This is a genomic window from Microcoleus sp. M2_D5 (assembly GCF_036701935.1).
Taxonomy (GTDB): domain Bacteria; phylum Cyanobacteriota; class Cyanobacteriia; order Cyanobacteriales; family Microcoleaceae; genus Microcoleus.
The window spans coordinates 61,416-80,678 of the sequence record NZ_JAUBRP010000029.1; the positions used below are offsets into that span (position 1 = coordinate 61,416).

A 19,263-nucleotide genomic window follows, 5' to 3' on the forward strand; every position below is an offset into this window, starting at 1 on the left:
TTGGGGAGTAGGTGCGCGACAGCGACAGATCGACAAAAGTGCGATCGGCTGTAGAAGTTAATACAGTCGCGCACTTTACCCTCTGCGGTTGCTATAAATAAACTTTCAAATTATTCATCTCTCTCCCCTCTTCCTCTGCGCCCTCTGCGCCCTCTGCGGTTAAATCACTCATAAATATTAAAAAAAACCAAATATCCAGAAACCAGACTTATTGAAAAAGTCTGGCATCTCAAAGAAGATGAAATCAAATAACCGCAATACAGTCAATTTCAACTAACACATCTTTCGGCAAACGCGAAACCTCAACACAAGCGCGCGCCGGCGCAGTTGCCTCATCAAAATATTTCCCATAAACCGCATTCACAGCGGCAAAATCATTCATATCTTTGAGGAAAACCGTAGTTTTTACCACATCCAACCAAGTCGCGCCGGCTTCTGTGAGAATCGCTTCGAGATTTGCCATAACTTGTTCGGTTTGTTTTGCCACGTCGTCGGTGTAGACAATATCGTTTAGTCTAATGTCGATCGCAATTTGACCGGCTACAAACAGCATAGTGCCCGTAGCGGCGATCGCTTGATTGTAAGGGCCCACGGGTGCCGGTGCTTTGTCAGTACGAATAATTTTGCGCGTCATAGATGTCACTTTTTGGGATAATTTTTCGGAGGTTTCCGGCTGGTAGAGTTCTGCGTCAGAGGTTTCAGGCTGGTAGATTTCTCCATCGGGCATTATAGCACCAGTGAAGTCAGCATTTTTAATATTCCAGCCATAGGTTTGAACATCAGTCAAGTCTGCTTTCTTAAGGTTGGCTCCCTCCAAACTTGCTAGCATCAAAGTTGCTTGTTTAAGACTAGATTTTTCTAGATTTGTCCTTTCTAGACAGGCTTTTTTCAAATTTGTCCCTGTGAGGTCTGCTGCACTAATATCAGCCTCAGTTAGATTCACACCAGACAAGTTAAATGCAGACAGATTGACACCTCGGAGTTTGGCTCTCTGAAAATTGATACCTTGGAGGTTAGCACCCGCTAATTTCACTTGAATCAATTCTGCTCCTGTCAAGTTTGCCATCGTCAAATTTGAATCGCTCAGATTTGCTCTATTTAAATTTGCGTTCTTCAAGGAGGCTTTCGTTAACGATACGGAGCTTAATTGGGCATCACTCAGGTTTGCATTGTCCAGCTTAGTATTACTCAAATTTGCCCCATTGAGGTTTGCCATACTCAAGTCAGCACCGCTGAGGTCTGCAAAACTGAAGTTGACATTATTACCTGCCACCCCGATTAAGTTTGTTCCTAACAGGGATGCTCTACTGAAGTCTGTGCCATAGAGGCTTGCTTTGTTAAGAGTTGCCTCATTCAAATCAGCTCCCGTCAAATTTGCACCGCGTAGGTCTATTCCACTCAAGTCTGCACCTTTGAGGTCTATCCCGCTTAACTGTGCTTTTGTAAAGCTTCGTTCGCCTGCGGCGTATTTTTCTAAAAGTTCTTTAGCATCCATAAATCACTGATCGCCCTTCCGCTACACCCCACTTTCCCAGCCTACCACCAAACCCCAACGCGCGATCTAAATCTGCGTCAATCCGCGTTAATCCATCTTCATCTGCGGTTAACAAATTACCTTTTTGCAACCGCAGATAGAGGCAGATAAACACAGATTAACGCAGATAAATTAGAAATTATCTGCGTTAATCTGCGTTAATCCATTTTCATCTGCGGTTAAGAAATTCCCTTTTTTAACCGCAGATAAACGCAGATTTACACATTACACACCAACCGGAGCACCAACAACCTCACCTTTCAACATCCGAGAAGCAGCATCAAGCAATTGCTCCTCCAAATAAGGCTTAGTGAAATAGCCTTTCGCGCCCAAACTGTAAGCCATTTGGCGGTGTCTGTCAGCACCGCGAGAAGTTAGCATCGCGATCGGCAATTCACACAAAACCGCATCCTTCTGCATCCGAGAAAGTAGTTCCAAACCGTCCATTCTCGGCATCTCAATATCGCAGAAAACGATATCGCAAGGCAGACCAGATTTCATCTTTTCCCAAGCTTCCTTACCGTCGCGAGCTTCTTCCACGCGATAGCCAGACTTCTCAAAAGTAATCGACAATAGCGATCGCACCGTAATCGAGTCATCCACAATCAGCACAGTCGGCTCAGTCTTCTCGATTTGGGCCTCCTTAGTAGCCTTCTCGCCCTCATCCCAAAGCGTACCGCCAGTATCCTTCCGCAGCCTTCCCGTAGCCAAATCGATCAGTTCCAGAACATCGGCAATCGCCACGATCCGACCGTCCCCGAGCACCGTGGCCCCAGCAATCCCGATCGGCTTCGGCACCGGCCCCTCCAACGGCTTGATCACAATTTCCTGTTCAGTCGAAACCTGATCCACCTGCACCGCCAAGAAATTGCCAGCAGAGCGCAGCACGATCACCGAAATCATGTCATCGTCAGTATTAAACCCGTAAACACTGCCCCGACCCAAATGGCGGCTGTAAGCCAGCAAATCCCGCAGCGGCCGGAACGGCAAGCTTTGACCCCGCCACTCAATGCAAGGCAAACCGTCCGCCCCCGTCGTCACCTGATCGCGAGGTACATCGATCATATCTTCGACCCCATCCATCGGGAAAGCAATGCGAGCTCGATCGCTAATGCAAGTCAGAGCCTTAGAAATGCTCAACACCAGAGGTAAACGGATGGTAAACACAGTCCCTTTACCGATGGTTGAATCGATCGACACAGTGCCCCGAATCTCCTGCAAAGAAGTCTGCACCACATTCATACCGACCCCCCGGCCCGCGTACTCCGTCGCCTGTTCCTGAGTGCTGAAACCGGGCATAAACAGCAAATCGTAAACTTCCGAGCGAGACATCCTCTGAGCCTGAGCCGCCGTCAGCAAACCCTGCTTGATCGCCTTCGCCTTCACCCTTTGCGGGTCAATGCCCGCCCCGTCATCAGAAACCGAAACCACGGTTTGGTTCCCTTGGTGGAAAGCGCGAATCGTAATCCTGCCGACAGCAGGCTTCCCAGCCGCCAGACGCACCTCCGGCGCTTCGATCCCGTGAGTAATCGCATTGTTCACCAAATGAGTCATGGGGTCATAAAGCTGATCCACAATCATCTTGTCGATCTGAATATCCTTACCCTCCACCTGCAACTGAGCCTGCTTCCCGCACTTAATCGCAATTTCCCGCACCGCCCGGAACAGCCTGTCCGTCGTCTCCGCAAACGGCTTCATCCGGGCGCGAGTCAAACCTTCTTGCAGTTGAGTCGTAACTTGCCGCAGTTGGCGAGTCACCTGATCCGCCTCATCCACCAAAAACTCAATGTCCGCCGCCGACTCCCGCACCCGCACGATCAGCTCAATAATCTCTTGAGCCAAACTGTGGAAAGGAGTAAACCTGTCCATTTCCTCCGGTCTCCAGGCACTGTCCCGCGTATGGGCCGAATCCTCAGAGCGCCAGGCCGATCGGTGTCCCTGCCGGTTTGCCAGCAAAGCAATCTCCAAAAGACTCCGCTCGTAGAAATCCTGAGTCCGCTGGCTCACATCGCTCAGCAGCGTTACCTGGTGCAGCAAATTGTCCAAAAACTGCCGCATCCGTTCTTGGTCTTGCTCCAAACTGTTGCGGTTCACCACCAGTTCCCCCATCAAATTGCTGAGGTTATCCAGTTGCTTGACCGGCACCCGCATCGTCTGGTCGCCGAACCCGCCCGCGCGCATATTGCGCCTGGGTCTGTTGATCGCTGACGGCCCCATATTGCCTTCCCCCTGTGAGCGGCCGCTGTCCTTGGGATCTTCGAGCAGTTTTTCCAAATCGCCAAATTCGTCGTCGCTCTCATCGGCAGCAGTGCGCGCGGCTTTACTAGCAGTTGTCGCCGGTAGCCCGTGAATTTCCGGCATAGTTGCGCTCTCGCTGAGGAGTTCTTCAAGATCCGAGAAAACTTCTGTATTTACCGGACTCTGATTTGTACTCGCAGAAGCTGCCATAACAGCTCCCGCACCGCCTGCAATTAACAGTGCTTCTAAATCGTCAAAATTGCCTTCAGAATCATCCTCATCGCCTGATTCGCCATCGCCAAAAAAGTCTGCCAGCGACCCCTCATCTAACTCCGAGGCATCGGTCTGGGCTGACTCGTCCTCAGCGTCCCAAAAGCCCGTCGTCAGTTCCGAAGTCACCAAAACCTCAGCATCGATCGAATCCAACAAATCATCAAAACCCTCCAACTCTGCGTTGTTGAGAGTAGCGCCCGTTTCCATCGCCGAGAGCAAGTCAGCATCGCCCTCAAACATACCATCGAGAGATTCAGCAGGCAGCGGCTCTAAATCCACACTCGAAAAATCAGTTTCCAGGGCATCAAACAAATCATCTTCGCCCTCATACTCCCCGGCGATATCTGTTTCGGCTCGATCGAACAAATCTGCACCCGCCCCGCCTGCCAAACCATCGGGAGGTTGGGCAGACAACTCCTTCACCTCCACAGCCGCGCCCTCCGAGGGCGCCGATCCAGCATCGCCCTGCAGCACCATGCCTTCGGCAAACATATCCTCCAAGAAATCGAAAGCTGCGCCCTCATCAGATTCGACATTATTATTTGAAATTTCCGACTCAGGACGATCGTCGGACAAAGCCCCAAGTTCAACCTCTGCCGAATTTGCCAAGCCTTGGTCGGAAACCGCCGCACCATGATTATTGTTCTCGAACAAACTCCCCAAATCGCCCTCATCAACTCCCACATCCGCACTCAGCAATTCTGCATCCCCATCCTTGGGCCAACCCCCACGGGCTTGCCCCGAAGCTTCTGGGTCATACTCCGTACCCGTAGGTACAGAACCGAAAAGCTCAGCCAAATCGGCAGCTTCTCGGGAAGTAGCCACTCCTTGCCGATCCCGCACAGTCTGTTCATCCTCAGACATCGCGTCCGAGGTCATATCCCCAAACAGCGCATCCAAATCCGTATCGTCCACTTCCAGGTTGAGCGATTGCACAGACTCGTCTTCCAGGCCGAAAGCATCTTCTAGCCAGTTTTCATCCGCAGAGATATCTAAATCAGAATTTGATGTCATGTTAACAACGTTGCCCATTTCCTCATTTTGTGGGATGCCTGCAGCTCGATCTCGATCGCCCCCGTTCTCCCCACCTTCGTCTTCTGAAGAAAGGAAATTAGAAGTAATCCCCAACAACTCGCTCAAATCCGAATCCTCGCCAAGCTCAGAGAACAACTCGAAATCATCCATTTCAGGCTCTTCAAGTGCTTCGGCATTCGCTGAATCATTATTGTCCCCCCCGGCTGCCGGCTGCTTCGATTCTCCGTCTAAAGCCTCCGACTTCAGGGAATACTCCGAATAGACTGCCTGCCCACCTGTTGCCTCAGATAAGCCTAAATCGTCGAACAAATTCTCGAAATCAGCATTTTCCTCCGTACCACCTGCAGAAGTTTGGGCCGCCACTTCGTCCAAAAGTGTACCGAGAGCATCTTCGTCCGCTTGTCCCCTCGCTGGGACCACCGTGTCGTCTCGCCGCTGCAAACCGCCCCTACCGTTACCCGTTTTAACCTGGTTGCGAGTTAACCGCTGGCTCGAACCCGCATTTTTCTGACCCGCAGCTACTGTCGAGCCCTCTGCCTCCTCTCCAAACAGCAAATCCTCCCCAAACAAACTCGTCAGGTCATCAATCGGAGGCGTCCTATTCGTTTCGGAACTTTCCGCATCGTATTCGTCAAACAACAAATCAGTAAAATCGCCGGAATTGTCATCATCGTCTAACCCCAGCATTTGGGTCGCCGAGATCCCAGAAGAGTGTGCATAGTCGAGGTCTTCTTCTTCTTCCCAAGCGCCGTCGAGATCCGGGGACTCGCCGTCAAACAAGTCCGCTAAAGTGTTGAGTTCTGCCGCGCCCACTTCCGGGCCCGTGCGGGTCGAGCCTCTAAAAGCACCCGTCTCCATATCCGATTCTGCGAATGCGGAATCGTCGAACTGGGACGAGCGAATGCCAATGTCATCGTTGCTGTCGCCGCTGTCTAGTTGGTCGAACAGCTCGTCTATACTCAGCCCAGAAATAGTCGGCAGCAACTTGTTCGATCCATCACCGGAATCACCCGAACCCACGAGATCCCAAGCCTCATCCTCAACAGAAACCACGTTTTTCCCGGATGTACTCGGTTGAGCAAAGGCCAGCAAATCTTCAAAATCTGTTTCTGGAACCAGAACAGCAGGCTGCAGCGCCAGAAGTTTTGCGCTTGGGGCGATCGACGATTCTAGACCAGAAATTACCAGTTCTTGCGCTTGTTTGATGTCTTTGATCACCGTTGGGGCTAAGGTACGGTAGGTATTGTCTGGGTTGCCGATCGCCTTGGATACAGCTTGGATCAATTCTATCCAGCAGGGCAGTTCAAATTCTTCCCCCGCCCTGAGCAAGTTCCGACAAATGTTCTTGAGTTGCCGCCTGCTTTCTGGCCCCTCCGGCTGTTTGAACTCTTGCAGGAGTTCCCGCATCCTCGCCGGCACGTCCGAGTCAAATACTAGCAGCAGCGCGCTGTCTTCTGTTGTTCTGGCATCAGGTGCGTAAACTGACCGCGAATCTGGAAAACTCTTTGATGAGGCAAAGGCCCCGACGCCCACCCCCGCCATAACTGGTTCGGGTACTGGCATCGCGTAGCTCTCGTCTGCATGGTGTTCTCCGTGTCCAACGAGTCCCCCCAAGTGCCCGTTAAGTTCTTCAAATACTGGTTCTAATTCTCGAACCATCTGTTCTCCCAATTCCTCTGTCAGTCCAAAAGGCCCCGACAGTTGCTCTAACAGCCCTTGCAATGTGTCAAAAATTCGCAGAAAAAGGGACTCTAGCTGTTGGTCTACTTTAACGCTGCACTCTTTTAATACTTTAAAACTATCTTCTAGTCGGTGAGCTGTTTGCTGAATGCTCGTCAGCCCCAGCATTGCTGCTCCTCCTTTGACAGAGTGAGCGGCCCTAAATACTTCGTTGACCAGTTCTGGGTCTTCGATCGTCGTTTGCAGATTCAGCAACCCTTGTTCGATCGTATTGAGGTGGTCTTTTGCCTCCTCAATAAAGTAGCCCATTATCCTCTGTTGTTGCTCCGGTAGCATAGTTTTATTCCTGATTTTAAGCGTTATTGTATTGGGTCTATGTTAGTAGTTCTAGAGAAGGTCTCTGTATATCTCGCCCCTTGACAAGAGAATAATCTGACTGCGAGATATGGCAAATGTCCTGGCTATTTCTGCTTTCGACCTCCCCTCACTTAAAAGATAGCGAATCTCCCGCACCTGTTCGGGTTTTAGCTTGCGGGTAGGACATATCTTGCCGGGAACGAAAGGAAAGCGGTTTTTTTCTATAGCATCGCGGGAGTTATCGGCAGGAGTTCCTTCCCACAAATGGTCAGGATTCACACAACCGCGATCGTCGCAACTGTGACAAGCAAAATAACCGGGTTTGACAGACCGTCCCAGTTTGTGTTCCAGTACAAGTCTGTGGGGATAGAAACTTTGATTTTTTCCGTTAATTTTGATAGTTTTAACCGAATAACCATCACTTCTTTTAGCCAAGGTGCAAATCATGCAGCCGTTCGGCTGTATTTGGGCGCGAATGCCGGGAATTATTTCTCTGCCTCGCAGTTCTTTTTGAGGTTGAGGAGCCGATGTGCTTCCTACATCTTTAATTCGTCCTTTCCTAAACCTGTCTTGAGAATTTTCCAGTCGAGAACCTTCCCATAAATGGTTGGGATTAATGCAGTTGCGAACATCGCAAGTGTGGCAAGCAAAGTATTCCGGTCTAATCGGACGACCTAAGATATTTTCTAATACTAAACGGTGAACACTCAGCGTTTTCCATTCACCGTTAATTTTAAGTCTTTTGTTGGCATAGCCCCTGCTGTTTTTTGATAGGGTACAGATAATACAGCCCGTCGGCTGTATTTCACCAAAGATGCCAGGAATAACCTCTACTATGTTATCGTCCATTTGTGCAACTCCTACTTCCTTTAGGTGTTGGATTGGCAGCCCCGCAGCGGTTTCAAGGCTGCGAGGTTGCTTTTTGTCTATCATTGTTGCCACACTAATGTGCTTGTAATTCAGCAAGTAGAAAAAGCATTAAACAATCAATTATTGTCTTTCTGCTGTTTCTACTCGGAACCTTTCCACCGATGTCAAAAGGTCGCGTGCAACGCCCACCAAATTTTGCAAAGCACCCGAAACTCGCTGCGCTTCTTGGGACGTTTCCTGAGCAGTTAATTCGACAGCTTGCATCACACTGGCGACCGAGCGAGCTGTTTCGTTCTGCTCCACAGTGTCCGCCGTAATCGATCGCACTAACACGTCAATTCGATTAGTAACTTGAATGATATCTTCAAGCGATCGCTTCGCCTGTTCTGCCAATCTTGTACCCTCAATTACCTGCTGCGTCCCTTCTTCCATCGCCGTCATTACCGCGCCGGTTTCGCTTTGAATTTGCATCACGATCTGTTCGATTTCTTTCAAAGACTTCGCCGATCGATCTGCCAATTGTCGCACCTCATCCGCCACGATCGCAAAACCCCTGCCCGCTTCCCCAGCTCTCGCCGCCTCAATACTGGCGTTGAGTGCCAACAAATTCGTCCGCGAGGCGATCGTCGCAATTAAAGCCACAATCTTAGAAATTTCTTGAGAAGCTTCCGCCAACCTCTTGACTTTTCTGGTGGTTTCTGCTACCGTTTCTCGAATTTCCAAAATCCCGGCCACCGTCCGCTCCACAGCCTCGCCCCCTTTCAGAGCCGTTGCCGCCGCGCCCCTGGCCACTTCTTCCGCCTCTCTAGCGCTCTCTGCGACCCGCTGAATCGCATCCGTGAGGACTTGCACCGAATTCAGGGTTGCCGCCAGTTCCTCAGCTTGTCGCAGCGCGTCGGAAGACAAATCGCCCGCAAACTTGGCACTATCCGTAGCGCCTTTGCTGACCTCCCTCGCCGCCTGTTTCACCTGATGGACGATTTCGCGCAGATTTTGAATTGTCAAGTTAAACGAGTCAGCAACAGCGCCCAAAACGTCTGCGGTCACTTCCGCAGTCACCGTCAAGTCACCCCGTGCCGCTCCTTCCACGTCGTCTAGCAAGCGAATCACTTGGCGCTGCAAGTCTTCTTTTGCCTGTTCCTGCTCGTCAGACTTGCGCCTGGTATCGCTAATCGTGGTTTGGATGACCTTCGCCATGTGGTTGAATTTAGCAGCCATTTTGCCAAATTCATCTTCCGAGTAAACCGTAGCGCGAGCGTCCAAAGTTCCTTGAGATACGGCATCGAACTGAGCTTGCAAATTGTCCGACGACTTGCGTACCTGCTTGGCGATCAACTGGCCTATGCCCCAAGAAGTTAAAAAGCTGGTAAAGCCTGCGGCTGCGGTCATTACCCAGCCTGTTTGGCGCAGATAAACAATCGCCTCCGGCTTGTCTTGCCGCAGAGCATTATAGGAGGCAATGTTGGTGACGAAAGCCACAGCTACCAGAGAAACCAGTCCCGCCCCGATTGCCGTGTACAACTGTTTTGTAAACAAAGGGGCATTTTCCAAGAAAGCCAGTCCCCCCTGTTCTACTGTTACCGAAGTATCGACCGCTTCTGTTTCTGTGGGAGAAAAAGTAGACACAGACGCATCAGCCGGGCCGCTTATGCTAAATATCTCGTCATCCCGAATTGCTGAGCCATCGCTGTTGTCAAAGTCCAGGCTGCTGCCTGTCGTTCCCATCATGCCGCTGGTCGAGTTGCCGAAATTGGTGTTACCTCTAGTCAAGATCGAACTGCTGGCATCTTCTGAGATATCAAAGTCCGGCAAATTGCCCAAATCGTCAAACTCGTCAAATTCGTCTAAAAAGTCGCTGTGTTCTTGAGCGTTCCCAGTTTTTGACGACCAGGCGCTGCTGTTCTTGTCGGACGCTCCGAAAGCTGTTGCTTGTTCGTTTTCGTCGAACGAGAAAGAATCGCTAAAAGCGTCGTCTTCAAAAGCATCTAACTCGAAGTTGTCTGAGGAGCTAAATGCCGGGGGTTCCGAGTCGCTGTAACCGTTGCTGTTGGCGGAGGCTGGATCCACTGAATTAAATTGTCCCCGGCTCGACCTTGACGAGTGAGAGTTGGGGACAGCACCTCCCATCAACAGCGTTTCGTCTTCCGCCAGCGAATAGTTTGACGAGTAGTCCGACCCATTATTCGACTGTTTGTTTTGAGGTCTAGAAGAGCCAAAACCCGACGAGGGCATCGCCTCGGCAAAGGGGTCTTCATCTTCGACCCCAGGTGTGTTATGACCGTAATTTTGGCCGATCTGGGGCGGCGATTGGTAGTCGTAGTCGGAGTTATCGTCGAATTCGTCTGGCAAATCGAGCGCACCAAAAGGTTCGCCAAAATTGTCCGAGGGGTCAATGGGGGAGTCTAGTTGGTTCGAGTCGAAGGAATTCCCGCTTTCTGAAGAGGCAAAACTTTGACCGTTGAGCATCTGAGTCGGAGCTTCTGAAAACGAATCTCCTGAGTAAGGTGCGCTTGAAGCAGACACTTTGCTGCTAGACAAGTCAGCAGCATCAAACCCTCCATCATCTAAGGCAAAAGGGTCTCCAAAGTCCGAGTCAGCAAACTCGTCTATGTCTAGCGAGTCGGAGGTCTCAGCATAAGCTGCCATTCCGCCGCTGTCGCCACCAAATGGATTAGAATGTGAGGCTAAATCTGGGACTGAGCCTGCGCGATCGTCGTCTTCTGGTTCCCACCCCAAGCCACTCATGCCCAAGTCGGCCAAGTCCTCGTTTTCCATGTCGTCTGGGGATTGACTTCTATAGGAAAGGGATGGGGAATTTCCTTGGAAAAGTCCCAAATCCGGGTCTTCTAACCCTTCATCAAGAGATAAGTCTGGATAGAATTCTAATTCAGTTTCAGCAGACAAAGCCTCGAAATTTTCCGTTTGCAGTTCTCCAGATAAAAATTGGTCTGTGTAGGTAATTCCGCTGTGAGCGTGTTCCACCAAACTCGGGTCATCACTCAGACCTAGCACAACCGTGTACTGTTCCCGCGCCACCTCATACTGTTGCAGGCCGTAGCAGTAAATGTGTCCGCACAGCAGGCGAGCGCTGGGGTCTTCGGGAAAATCTTCTACTAATTGATAAACTAGGGCTGCGGCTTCTGAATAATTGCCATCCATGTAGGCCGCTTCTGCCCGTTGGTAGTCCTGCTGAAAGTTGGTACTTGTTGCCATTTGCCGCCCTCTTTGGATTTTAGATTTTAGATTTGAGATTTTTGATTTTTATCTTGAATTGAATGTTTAGATGCGCGCCTCACGTCGTGTGACTGTTTATGGTTAGACCTCAATCGAAAATCGCAAATCGCAAATCTAAAATCGATTTCACGCTGCCCACCGCGCCGAGCGCAGAATTTTCACTTGATCTAGCAGTCGGAGCACTTTAGTCGCTGGTGCACCTAACATCCATTCTCCCCTCAGAAATGGAATCATGCCGTCTGGTGCATTGTTCTGAGAGTGCAGTTGCTCTACGTCGAGCCAGTCCATCCCCACAATTCGATCGACTGCCAGCCCCAAAATCGTATCTTGGTCTTCCACAGCCACGATCGGGATTTCGGGTCTATCTGTGTTCAGAGGTGTTTGGTCTCCCAGAAATTGGCCGAGGTCTGCCACCCAAATCACTCGTCCTCTCATATTTAGCGTACCTAAAAGCAAAGAGGAAACGTTGGGGATCGGTGTCATGCGGTCTGGGGACGGGGATAGTACCTCTCTAATTCCTGTCGCCGGCAGTGCGAACTCGTTCCCCGAAGGAACGTAGAACCGCAGGTGCAGCTCTCCTTCGGGAGTTTCTAGTTCTTGGAATTCCGGAGCCGGATCTACGCCTAGTCCTGGTAATATAAAGTCTGGGCTACCGCTAATCATAATTCTGACACCTGCATTTCTAGCAAAATTGTTGATGTTTCCCGCCAAGAAGAAGCCGATCGAAACTTCGATGGTCGAGACTTGACACAGCCAAGCTTGACACAGCCAAGGGGTGAATGGCGCGACTGCCGGAGGCCCTTGGCAATAAATTTTCTCCGTCAATAATTGACTGCCATCAATAAATTCGCGCGACCAATGCTGACAAAGTAGCTCAAATCGACTACGAACAATTAATTTGAAACCCCTAAAGCTTCACTTTGTAGTCCCACCGCCGTCTCAATTGGTAAAACTCTGGATAATTTCTGCGATGAATGCTAAACCGATACTCGGATTAGCGAGGAGTTGTAGACATGGCTGGTGTCGCGACAATCATGAACGGAGTAACTTAAGACTGAGAATTGGACTCTCTGACTTTGTACAGAAATACCTAGCAATAAGTAGCTCTGTACATCAGTTTTTCGGAGCGGCTGCAAGTGGAGAACAAGTATATTATATTTGCACTTCGAGCGTGTTAGACCCACATGGGTCTAGAAATTGAACAGAGTTTTACCGACGCCCTTATGTCAGCGCGCGGATTTATACATTCTAGTTTATGGTGCGATCGCCAATAGTACGTCCAGCTTCTCTTTGTGGTGGCCGAGACTCGATCTAACCGCAGGTACAAAAAAGCTCCCATCATGCGATGGGGCGAAACTTATTTTTCTTCTAATTGGTCTTCTAGCGATCGGTCTAATAATCTTTCCGAGAGATTGATCCGAGGGTAGCCCGGGCCCACATATTTTTCTACCAGCATCAATAACTCGCTTTCACCAAAAGGTTTAGTGTAAAAGTCTGTAGCTCCGGCCATGCGGGCTTTAACCCGGTCGATAAATCCGTCTATGCCCGTCAGCATCACGATCGGCGTCTGCCGGAAAGCGCTAGAACTACGCAGCATAGCGCAAATTTCGTAGCCGTCGAGTTCCGGCATGGCGATGTCACACAGAATTAAATCGGGTTTGAGTGGAAACACCAAACTCAGGGCTTGGAGGGGATTGCCGATCGCAGTAGCTTCGTAACCGTGTTCGTTTAAAATTGACTCGACTGTTTTGCGAATAATATTGTCGTCGTCAATACAGACAACTCTGGGAACTTTGGTTTCTGGGGACGACCATTCTTTTTTGTTGTTGGTGGGGGCAACAGAGGGTTGGTAAAATACTTGCACCAATCCCTGCTGCACAAAGGGGTAAATCGCCTTAGCGACAGTGAGCACGTCTCGGTTGAGGTAGCGCGCCATTTGGCGGATCGAAGTGTGCCCGTCGGCCCAGCGTCTGAGAGTATTAAAGGTATTGACAGGCAGCGCGACTCGCAGCTCGGAGGGGTCTGAAATCACCGGGCATTGGTTGGGCGACTGAATGTGAGGGTGAAACTGCTTCCACTGCTGCACCTGTTTGACAATCTTGGCCAGCAGCGAACTAATTTCTAAGCTGGTCAGTTGAGGAGCCAAAGCTGGGCCCATTTCAAAAGTGAAGGAACCCTGGTGGAGACTGAGCAAGTCAAATAGGGTTTCGTGGATCATGCTCTGGATGATGTTGCGGCCTTGAGCTGGGGTGAGGATGTGGTTTTCTAGCAGGGCCCATAGGTAGCCGTATTCTGGGGCATTGGTAGATGCCATATAGGGAACTTGGATTTTGTCGAGGGCGGTATCTGCTTTGTAGCGGCGCAGGTAGTCGCGCAAGCGAAACAAACTGCCCGCACTCTGGGTAGCGTAAATAATCTGACCGTTGAAGCAGAATACATACCAGGATTGTCCTGCAAGGGAGCGCGAGGTAGGTTGAGTACCCGTGCTGCTGCCGGTGGAGGTGTAGGCCTCTACGAACAGTTCTCCGGTTCGCTGGCCTAACTCAATCAATTGCAGGATGCTGCGGATGTCTATTTCACTCAAATTTCCCTGCATGCAGCTAAAATGTCCTCCTTAAAACCGTTGGCGTCTGAGATCGGAAAGACTGTGTGCTGGCGAAAACATTGACTTTAGTTTCCGTCAATAATTTACGCGCTGATGCCGATCTCACAATTGGGAATTGACGAAAGGGCGATACTTGCTGCCGGGTCTCGGCCGCGCTACCAGTCCACAAGCTGAAACCGCGCAACTCGCGGCATTCTCTAAGTGTAGAGTTTCACCTTGTATTCCGTTACATAAGACCTACTCACATCTACTCATGACTAGACAAGTCTACTCAGTAGTATTGTAAAGCTTACTTCCTGTTTCATCCTGGCGGTGTCGAAACTCACCAGTCCACAGGCACGAACCCCGCCTAACTGACGGTTTTTGACAAATTAATTGCCGCGTTTGAGTCGCGGTCAATCACCAATCCGCAATAGGAGCATTCAAACACTCTCTCGCTCAAGGAAAGTGTTTCTTTTTTTGTTCCACAGTTAGAACAGGTTTTACTGGACGGGAACCAACGGTCAGCAATTACCAACTTTGAACCGTACAACTCGCATTTGTAGGTTAACGGGCGGCGAAACTCAAAGAATCCCAGATATGCAGCAGACGCAGCCAACTTATGATTAGCCATCATTCCGCTTACATTCAAATCCTCTATGACCATTAAACCGTGATTTTTGACAAATAATGTCGTCAAGTTATGTAACGTATTTTTACGTATGTTAGCTATTTTTTTATGCAGTCTCGCTATCTTGAGTTGCGCTTTTTGACCGTTGCTTGAACCGATAATTTTAGGGCGGTTTAGCCCTTGCCTTTTTGACATTTTGGCTGCATATTTTGGGTAGGATTTTGCCCCAGCAATTACTTCACCTGTTGAGAGAGTAGCTAATGCTTTAATGCCGAGGTCAACTCTGAAAATGCTTGTATTGCCTGACTCCTGCTGTTGGGCGTCAAACCGCCAACTGATAAACCACCTGTCGGGTTGACGGGATATCGTGCAAGACTTGGTTAATACTTGTGGCAATCTTTCATAAGTTTTCAAAATGCCAATAACAGGAAATTGAATTTTATTGTCACCCAAGATTTTAACTGCGCTTTTTAACGTGAAAGAGCCACGCCGCCGTTTATTCTTAAATATCGGCACTCCCCCAGTCTTGTTAAAACACCGTTTCCCTGCTTCGCGCAATGCCATTAATGCTTGCTGCGGTGTAGACTTGCTGCATTCATATAGCAATCCTAAATGATTCGTGTAATTCTTGTAGGGGCAAACCCCCCGTGGTTGCCCCGCCTTGAGTGGGGTAGGCACGGGGAGTAGGGGTAGCACTACCCCTACATATTTTTACAAATGATTTAGGATTGCTATAGTACCAAGGATTTTTTGATTTCACTATAGATACTAAGAGTTTGTGCAAGTCAGTAGCTGTGGGAAGTTTGAGCTTTTCACTCTCGTTGGTTTTATTGTGGTGAAGTATATTTGGGGTCAACCACAATCCCCTATTCAACGCATGACGCGCTACTCCACAATGCTGGGCTAACAATGTGCGAGTAAGTAGATTATTCAGTTTCAATTCGGTTTTGAAGCCTAACAGCATTTTTACCTCTCTATCGCTTTGAATTACGCTATATACTGCTTCAATCCCTACTCATTTCAGAAGGAATGAGTAGAGGTGAGTAGGATTTTGGTTGCAGTTTCTCACCCTCAGTGCCGATCGACCTTTTTGCTCGTCCCCCGCGATCGTCATCGGCTCGCGTCATTACCCTATTCTAAGGCAGCGCGGTTCAAATCCCTAGTCCGCCGGAGGATGGCGTCCGCTTGGGGGTAGCGATGGCTTTTCTGACGATCGAGCCGCAACTAAAGCCTGGTACAATCAATAGAAAGTTTTTGACGGACTGACTTTTTTCAGCTTTAGCCTATGGCAGTCTTCGCAGTGAGAGCTAGTCTTTAATCAAGTGGCATTGGTACTGCTGTCTCATTCCTCCAGACAACTGGTGACGCCCGTACTTTCTGGAAGTTCTCCCGTGAGAACGTGCTATGCGTTAGTGCTGAAGAAAAGTTAGAAAAAATGCTATCCCCCGATTGGGCAAACAATACCAAGAAGTAAGACTTAATTGCCAAAAAGCGATCCTTACTTGCCTACACTTGTTTACTTTAGGTAAGTTGACTAAAAATCACAGGCAGTGTTATCTTTAGTCAAGAACCTTTGGCTTAAGGGGGATAGCCTACTTATGTTGGAATTAGCCGTCTACCCAACAGCGTAGGAAGTAAACACCACTTATCTTTTAGGCCTTTAAGTAACTTAAAGTAAGTTGGGATAGGTTTTACGAAGCAGAGGACTATTAGTGTGCTGTATCTAGCGGAAGTACAAAAACAGAGAAGCGGCTTTGGTCTCGGTGGCGGTAAGGCTGAACTGAAACTGCTAGCTTGTCAGCGGGGCGAACATAACTGGAGCGCCGTACCAGGTGATGACGCGATCCCAGTTGAGGAAGCTAATAAGTTTAACGACGGCACGCTGGTGCTAGTTGAGTTGAGCGCTAGCAAGCAAGTGCAGCGGATTCAGGAGGCGGCCCGCCAGTTGGTGAGCATTCTGCAAAATTTCTCGCGATTGCAGGACAAGTTTAAGGATAAGGAAGAGGAAATTGAACAGTGGAAGGCTTCTCTGACGTTTTCGAGTCAGGAACTCAATCGCCGGGAAATGGAAATGCAAGCCCGCGAAGAGCAGTTGGCTCAAATGGAAGAGGAGTTGGAGCGGCTGGAGGCTCAGCGCTCGGAAATTGAAAATACTCGAGATGAAGCTAACCGACTGCGAGAAGAAGTCGATCGCAGTCGCGTGGAAATTGAGACGGCTTGGGAACAGTTGCGGGGCGAGCAGCAACGGGTGGCCCAGCAGCAGTCTGAGGTTCGGCAGGGGCCAGTAGTTGATGAGCAGCAGACTCAGAGGATTCAGGAGTTGATGCAGAAGTTGGGAGGGGCAATTGCTTCGGCCCAAGGGGTGCGGGAACAAATGAATCAGTCTCTTGGTGCCGTGGGCGCTCAACAGGCAATTCTGGATCAGCACTGGCAGCAGTTGGAGCAAAAACAGAGCATAGCTCAACAGCAACAAGAAGAGGTCGATCGACAAAATCAGAGCCTCCAAAACCGCTGGCAAGAGTGGTACCAATCTCAAGATGCTTTGGCCGGGGCTCGGGCGGAGCTTAAAGGACAGCAAAGTACCCTCAGCGCTAAGCAGGATCGGGCTCAGTCCGTGTCTTTGCAGGTGCGGGCTGTTGAGGAGCTTTACCAGCAAGTTTCCAGGCTCGCATCTGCTTCGGGTGCTGCGGGTACGGAGCAGAAAGTAGATGTGTCAGCTTTGGAGAAGATGCCTGTTGATGAGTTACAGGGACTGGTGCAACACCTGCAACAGGATTTGGAAAAGGTGTTCCGGTTTGTTAACGATCAAGAGGAGGAGTTGACTCTGCAGCGGGAGACAATCGAGGAGCTGCAAGGGAAAATTCAAGCGGCTTCCGAGTACGATCGCATGGCTTTGGAAAATGAAATGGCAGATGAGCTAGAAAGTTATCAGATGTTAAACGAAACTCTGGTGGGACAGCGCCTCCGGTTGCAGGAACGGGAAGATGTTTTAAAGCAGCATCAGGCGGTGCTGTGGCGGCGGCTGGGTACTGCTAATGCTTCCAAACAAGAGCGAGGAGATATTGATTTGGGGCCGATTGTCGCACAGCTCAATACTCAGCGACAGCAGCAAAGCCAAGAATTGCAAAGACTGGAAAACGAAATTCAGCAGGTGCGGGAAGCCATATCCCAAATGGAGGCAAATGTCAACCGCCAAAATGGGGAAAGTGAAGCGAAACGCTACGAACTCAAGCAGTTAGAGCAGAATTTGTTCAACCAGAAAGGTGCAGTGGCCCAACTCTGGGGCAGGCTGAATGTTTATCAAGAAATGTTGCAGCCGGTGCAGGACAATTTGAATGCGCTACGCCAAAAGCTCGAAGCGGTGGCGGGGGAACTCGATCGGGTGCAGGAGACGGGAGACGAGCAAAATCGGGTAGTTTCCGAGTTGCGAGAAGTCCTTTCGGGTTTGATAACAGCTTAAAATTTAATATCTAAAATTATCGAAGGGTGTTCGACTCGACCGATCGCTCCTCCAGGAAATGGATCGGTTTGCGATCGGTTGGGCGCTACGATTAAGCTGGTTAGTTTTTCTACGCTTTCAAAGCTCGGCGCCGAGGGCAATATTTGTTGCAGTAGTTGCCGCATTGCCCGTCGCTGCAACGCCAGGGGTGCTTCCCGCAAAATCTGGCGATTTAACTTGACGGGAAGTTGAAAATTAACCTGCGGGCTATCTGCAATTGGAGACATTGCTCGCTGTACCAACTCGCTGGCTGCAAGTTCGAGATATTCTACGTCGGCGCGGAGGAGTTCGGCTGTTTGAGCTAGGGCTTGTTGGGCTTTTGGGTTGAAATGAGTTTCCAAATAAGGCAATAATTCCGATCGAATCCGGTTGCGCGTATATTGCAAGTCTTGATTGGTGGAATCTTCCCAAATTGGTAGTTTTTGCTCTTGACAAAATTGACCTGTTTGCGATCGAGTTATTTCGAGCAAAGGACGAACTAAATAGATTTTAGATTGTAGATTTGGGATTTTCGATTGGGAATTTTCATCCTGATTTTCCAATCGAAAATCTGCCGATATTTGGGAGTTGGGATTTTCGCCAGAATTCCCCAATCTACCGATTTTAGATTGTAGATTTGGGATTTTCGATTGGGAATTTTCATCCTGATTTTCCAATCGAAAATCTGCCGATATTTGGGAGTTGGGATTTTCGCCAGAATTCCCCAATCCAAAATCTAAAATCGGCAATCTAAAATCGGCGAGGGGCCGTGTCCAGGTGAGGGCAGAAAGTCCGTCGGCGCCACTGCCGCGAATCAGGTTGTAGAGGAGTGTTTCGGCGCGATCGCTGGCTGTGTGGCCTGTAACAATGTAGGGGTAGTGGTGGGCGATCGCAATTTCGGTTAAAGCTTGATACCGCCACTGTCTGGCCGCTGCTTCTGTTTTGGGGATGTCCGAGGCTGTTTCCAAATAGTAGGAGATTCCCCAGTTTTTAGCTAATTGTTCTACATGATTGGCCGACGCTTCCGAGTCAGAACGCCAACGGTGATCGCAGTGAACAATAGCTAGGTTCCACCCCCATTTTGGCTGCAAATCTAGCAGTAATTTAATTAAACACAGAGAATCTTGTCCGCCGGATACTGCTACTAGCAATCGCTGATTTGATGGCAATATTTGTCGGTACAGCAGCGTCTTGTGAACTTGAGCGTGGAGGTGCGTCCAATTGGAAGATTCAGCCATGAGAGCAGTTTTTTGTTAAGCAAAAATCAGGAAGTTAGGATCGCGAATTAAATAACTTACAATTTTAATTGTTATTGTGGGATGGGCGTCCCGCCCGTCCACTCATGACGG

The 19,263-nt window shown here is 49.6% G+C and carries 9 protein-coding genes; 1 reads left to right on the forward strand and 8 read right to left on the reverse strand.

The window, feature by feature from the left end:
• Window positions 1-244 precede the first annotated feature (244 nt).
• The 7 genes from QUA50_RS14520 to QUA50_RS14550 all read right to left on the reverse strand — a co-directional run bounded on the left by QUA50_RS14520 (window position 245) and on the right by QUA50_RS14550 (window position 15,114).
• Entirely contained in the window at window positions 245-1,495 is a 1,251-nt protein-coding gene (locus QUA50_RS14520; protein ID WP_333262249.1) for a Rid family detoxifying hydrolase, read from the reverse strand.
• A gap of 264 nt (window positions 1,496-1,759) precedes the next feature.
• Window positions 1,760-7,096: a response regulator gene (locus QUA50_RS14525; protein ID WP_333298551.1), complete on the reverse strand. Its 5,337-nt coding sequence runs from the start codon at window positions 7,094-7,096 to the stop codon at window positions 1,760-1,762.
• 51 nt (window positions 7,097-7,147) lie between these two features.
• Window positions 7,148-8,050 carry an HNH endonuclease gene (locus QUA50_RS14530; protein WP_333262270.1) on the reverse strand — a complete coding sequence of 301 codons (903 nt, stop codon included), beginning with the start codon at window positions 8,048-8,050 and terminating at the stop codon, window positions 7,148-7,150.
• A 57-nt stretch (window positions 8,051-8,107) separates the two neighbouring features.
• Window positions 8,108-11,200, reverse strand: coding sequence for a methyl-accepting chemotaxis protein (locus QUA50_RS14535; RefSeq protein WP_333262255.1), 3,093 nt, complete (start codon window positions 11,198-11,200; stop codon window positions 8,108-8,110).
• Window positions 11,201-11,347: 147 nt separating this feature from the next.
• A complete protein-coding gene (locus tag QUA50_RS14540) occupies window positions 11,348-11,881 on the reverse strand; it encodes a chemotaxis protein CheW (RefSeq protein ID WP_333262271.1) in 534 nt (177 codons plus the stop codon).
• A 697-nt stretch (window positions 11,882-12,578) separates the two neighbouring features.
• Window positions 12,579-13,817: a response regulator gene (locus tag QUA50_RS14545; RefSeq protein WP_333262258.1), complete on the reverse strand. Its 1,239-nt coding sequence runs from the start codon at window positions 13,815-13,817 to the stop codon at window positions 12,579-12,581.
• Between the two features lie 358 nt (window positions 13,818-14,175).
• Entirely contained in the window at window positions 14,176-15,114 is a 939-nt protein-coding gene (locus QUA50_RS14550) for an RNA-guided endonuclease TnpB family protein (RefSeq protein WP_333298550.1), read from the reverse strand.
• 1,036 nt (window positions 15,115-16,150) lie between these two features.
• Here QUA50_RS14550 and hmpF point away from each other — a divergent pair.
• The gene (gene hmpF, locus QUA50_RS14555) at window positions 16,151-17,896 is read left to right on the forward strand and encodes a pilus motility taxis protein HmpF (protein WP_333262264.1); all 1,746 of its coding nucleotides are present in this window, start codon (window positions 16,151-16,153) and stop codon (window positions 17,894-17,896) included.
• On the opposite strand, the gene tilS is transcribed toward hmpF, so the two are convergent.
• Complete coding sequence (gene tilS, locus QUA50_RS14560) at window positions 17,893-19,152, reverse strand: tRNA lysidine(34) synthetase TilS (protein ID WP_333299377.1); 1,260 nt, start codon at window positions 19,150-19,152, stop codon at window positions 17,893-17,895. The two genes, hmpF and tilS, sit on opposite strands and share 4 nt — an antisense overlap.
• Window positions 19,153-19,263 lie beyond the last annotated feature (111 nt).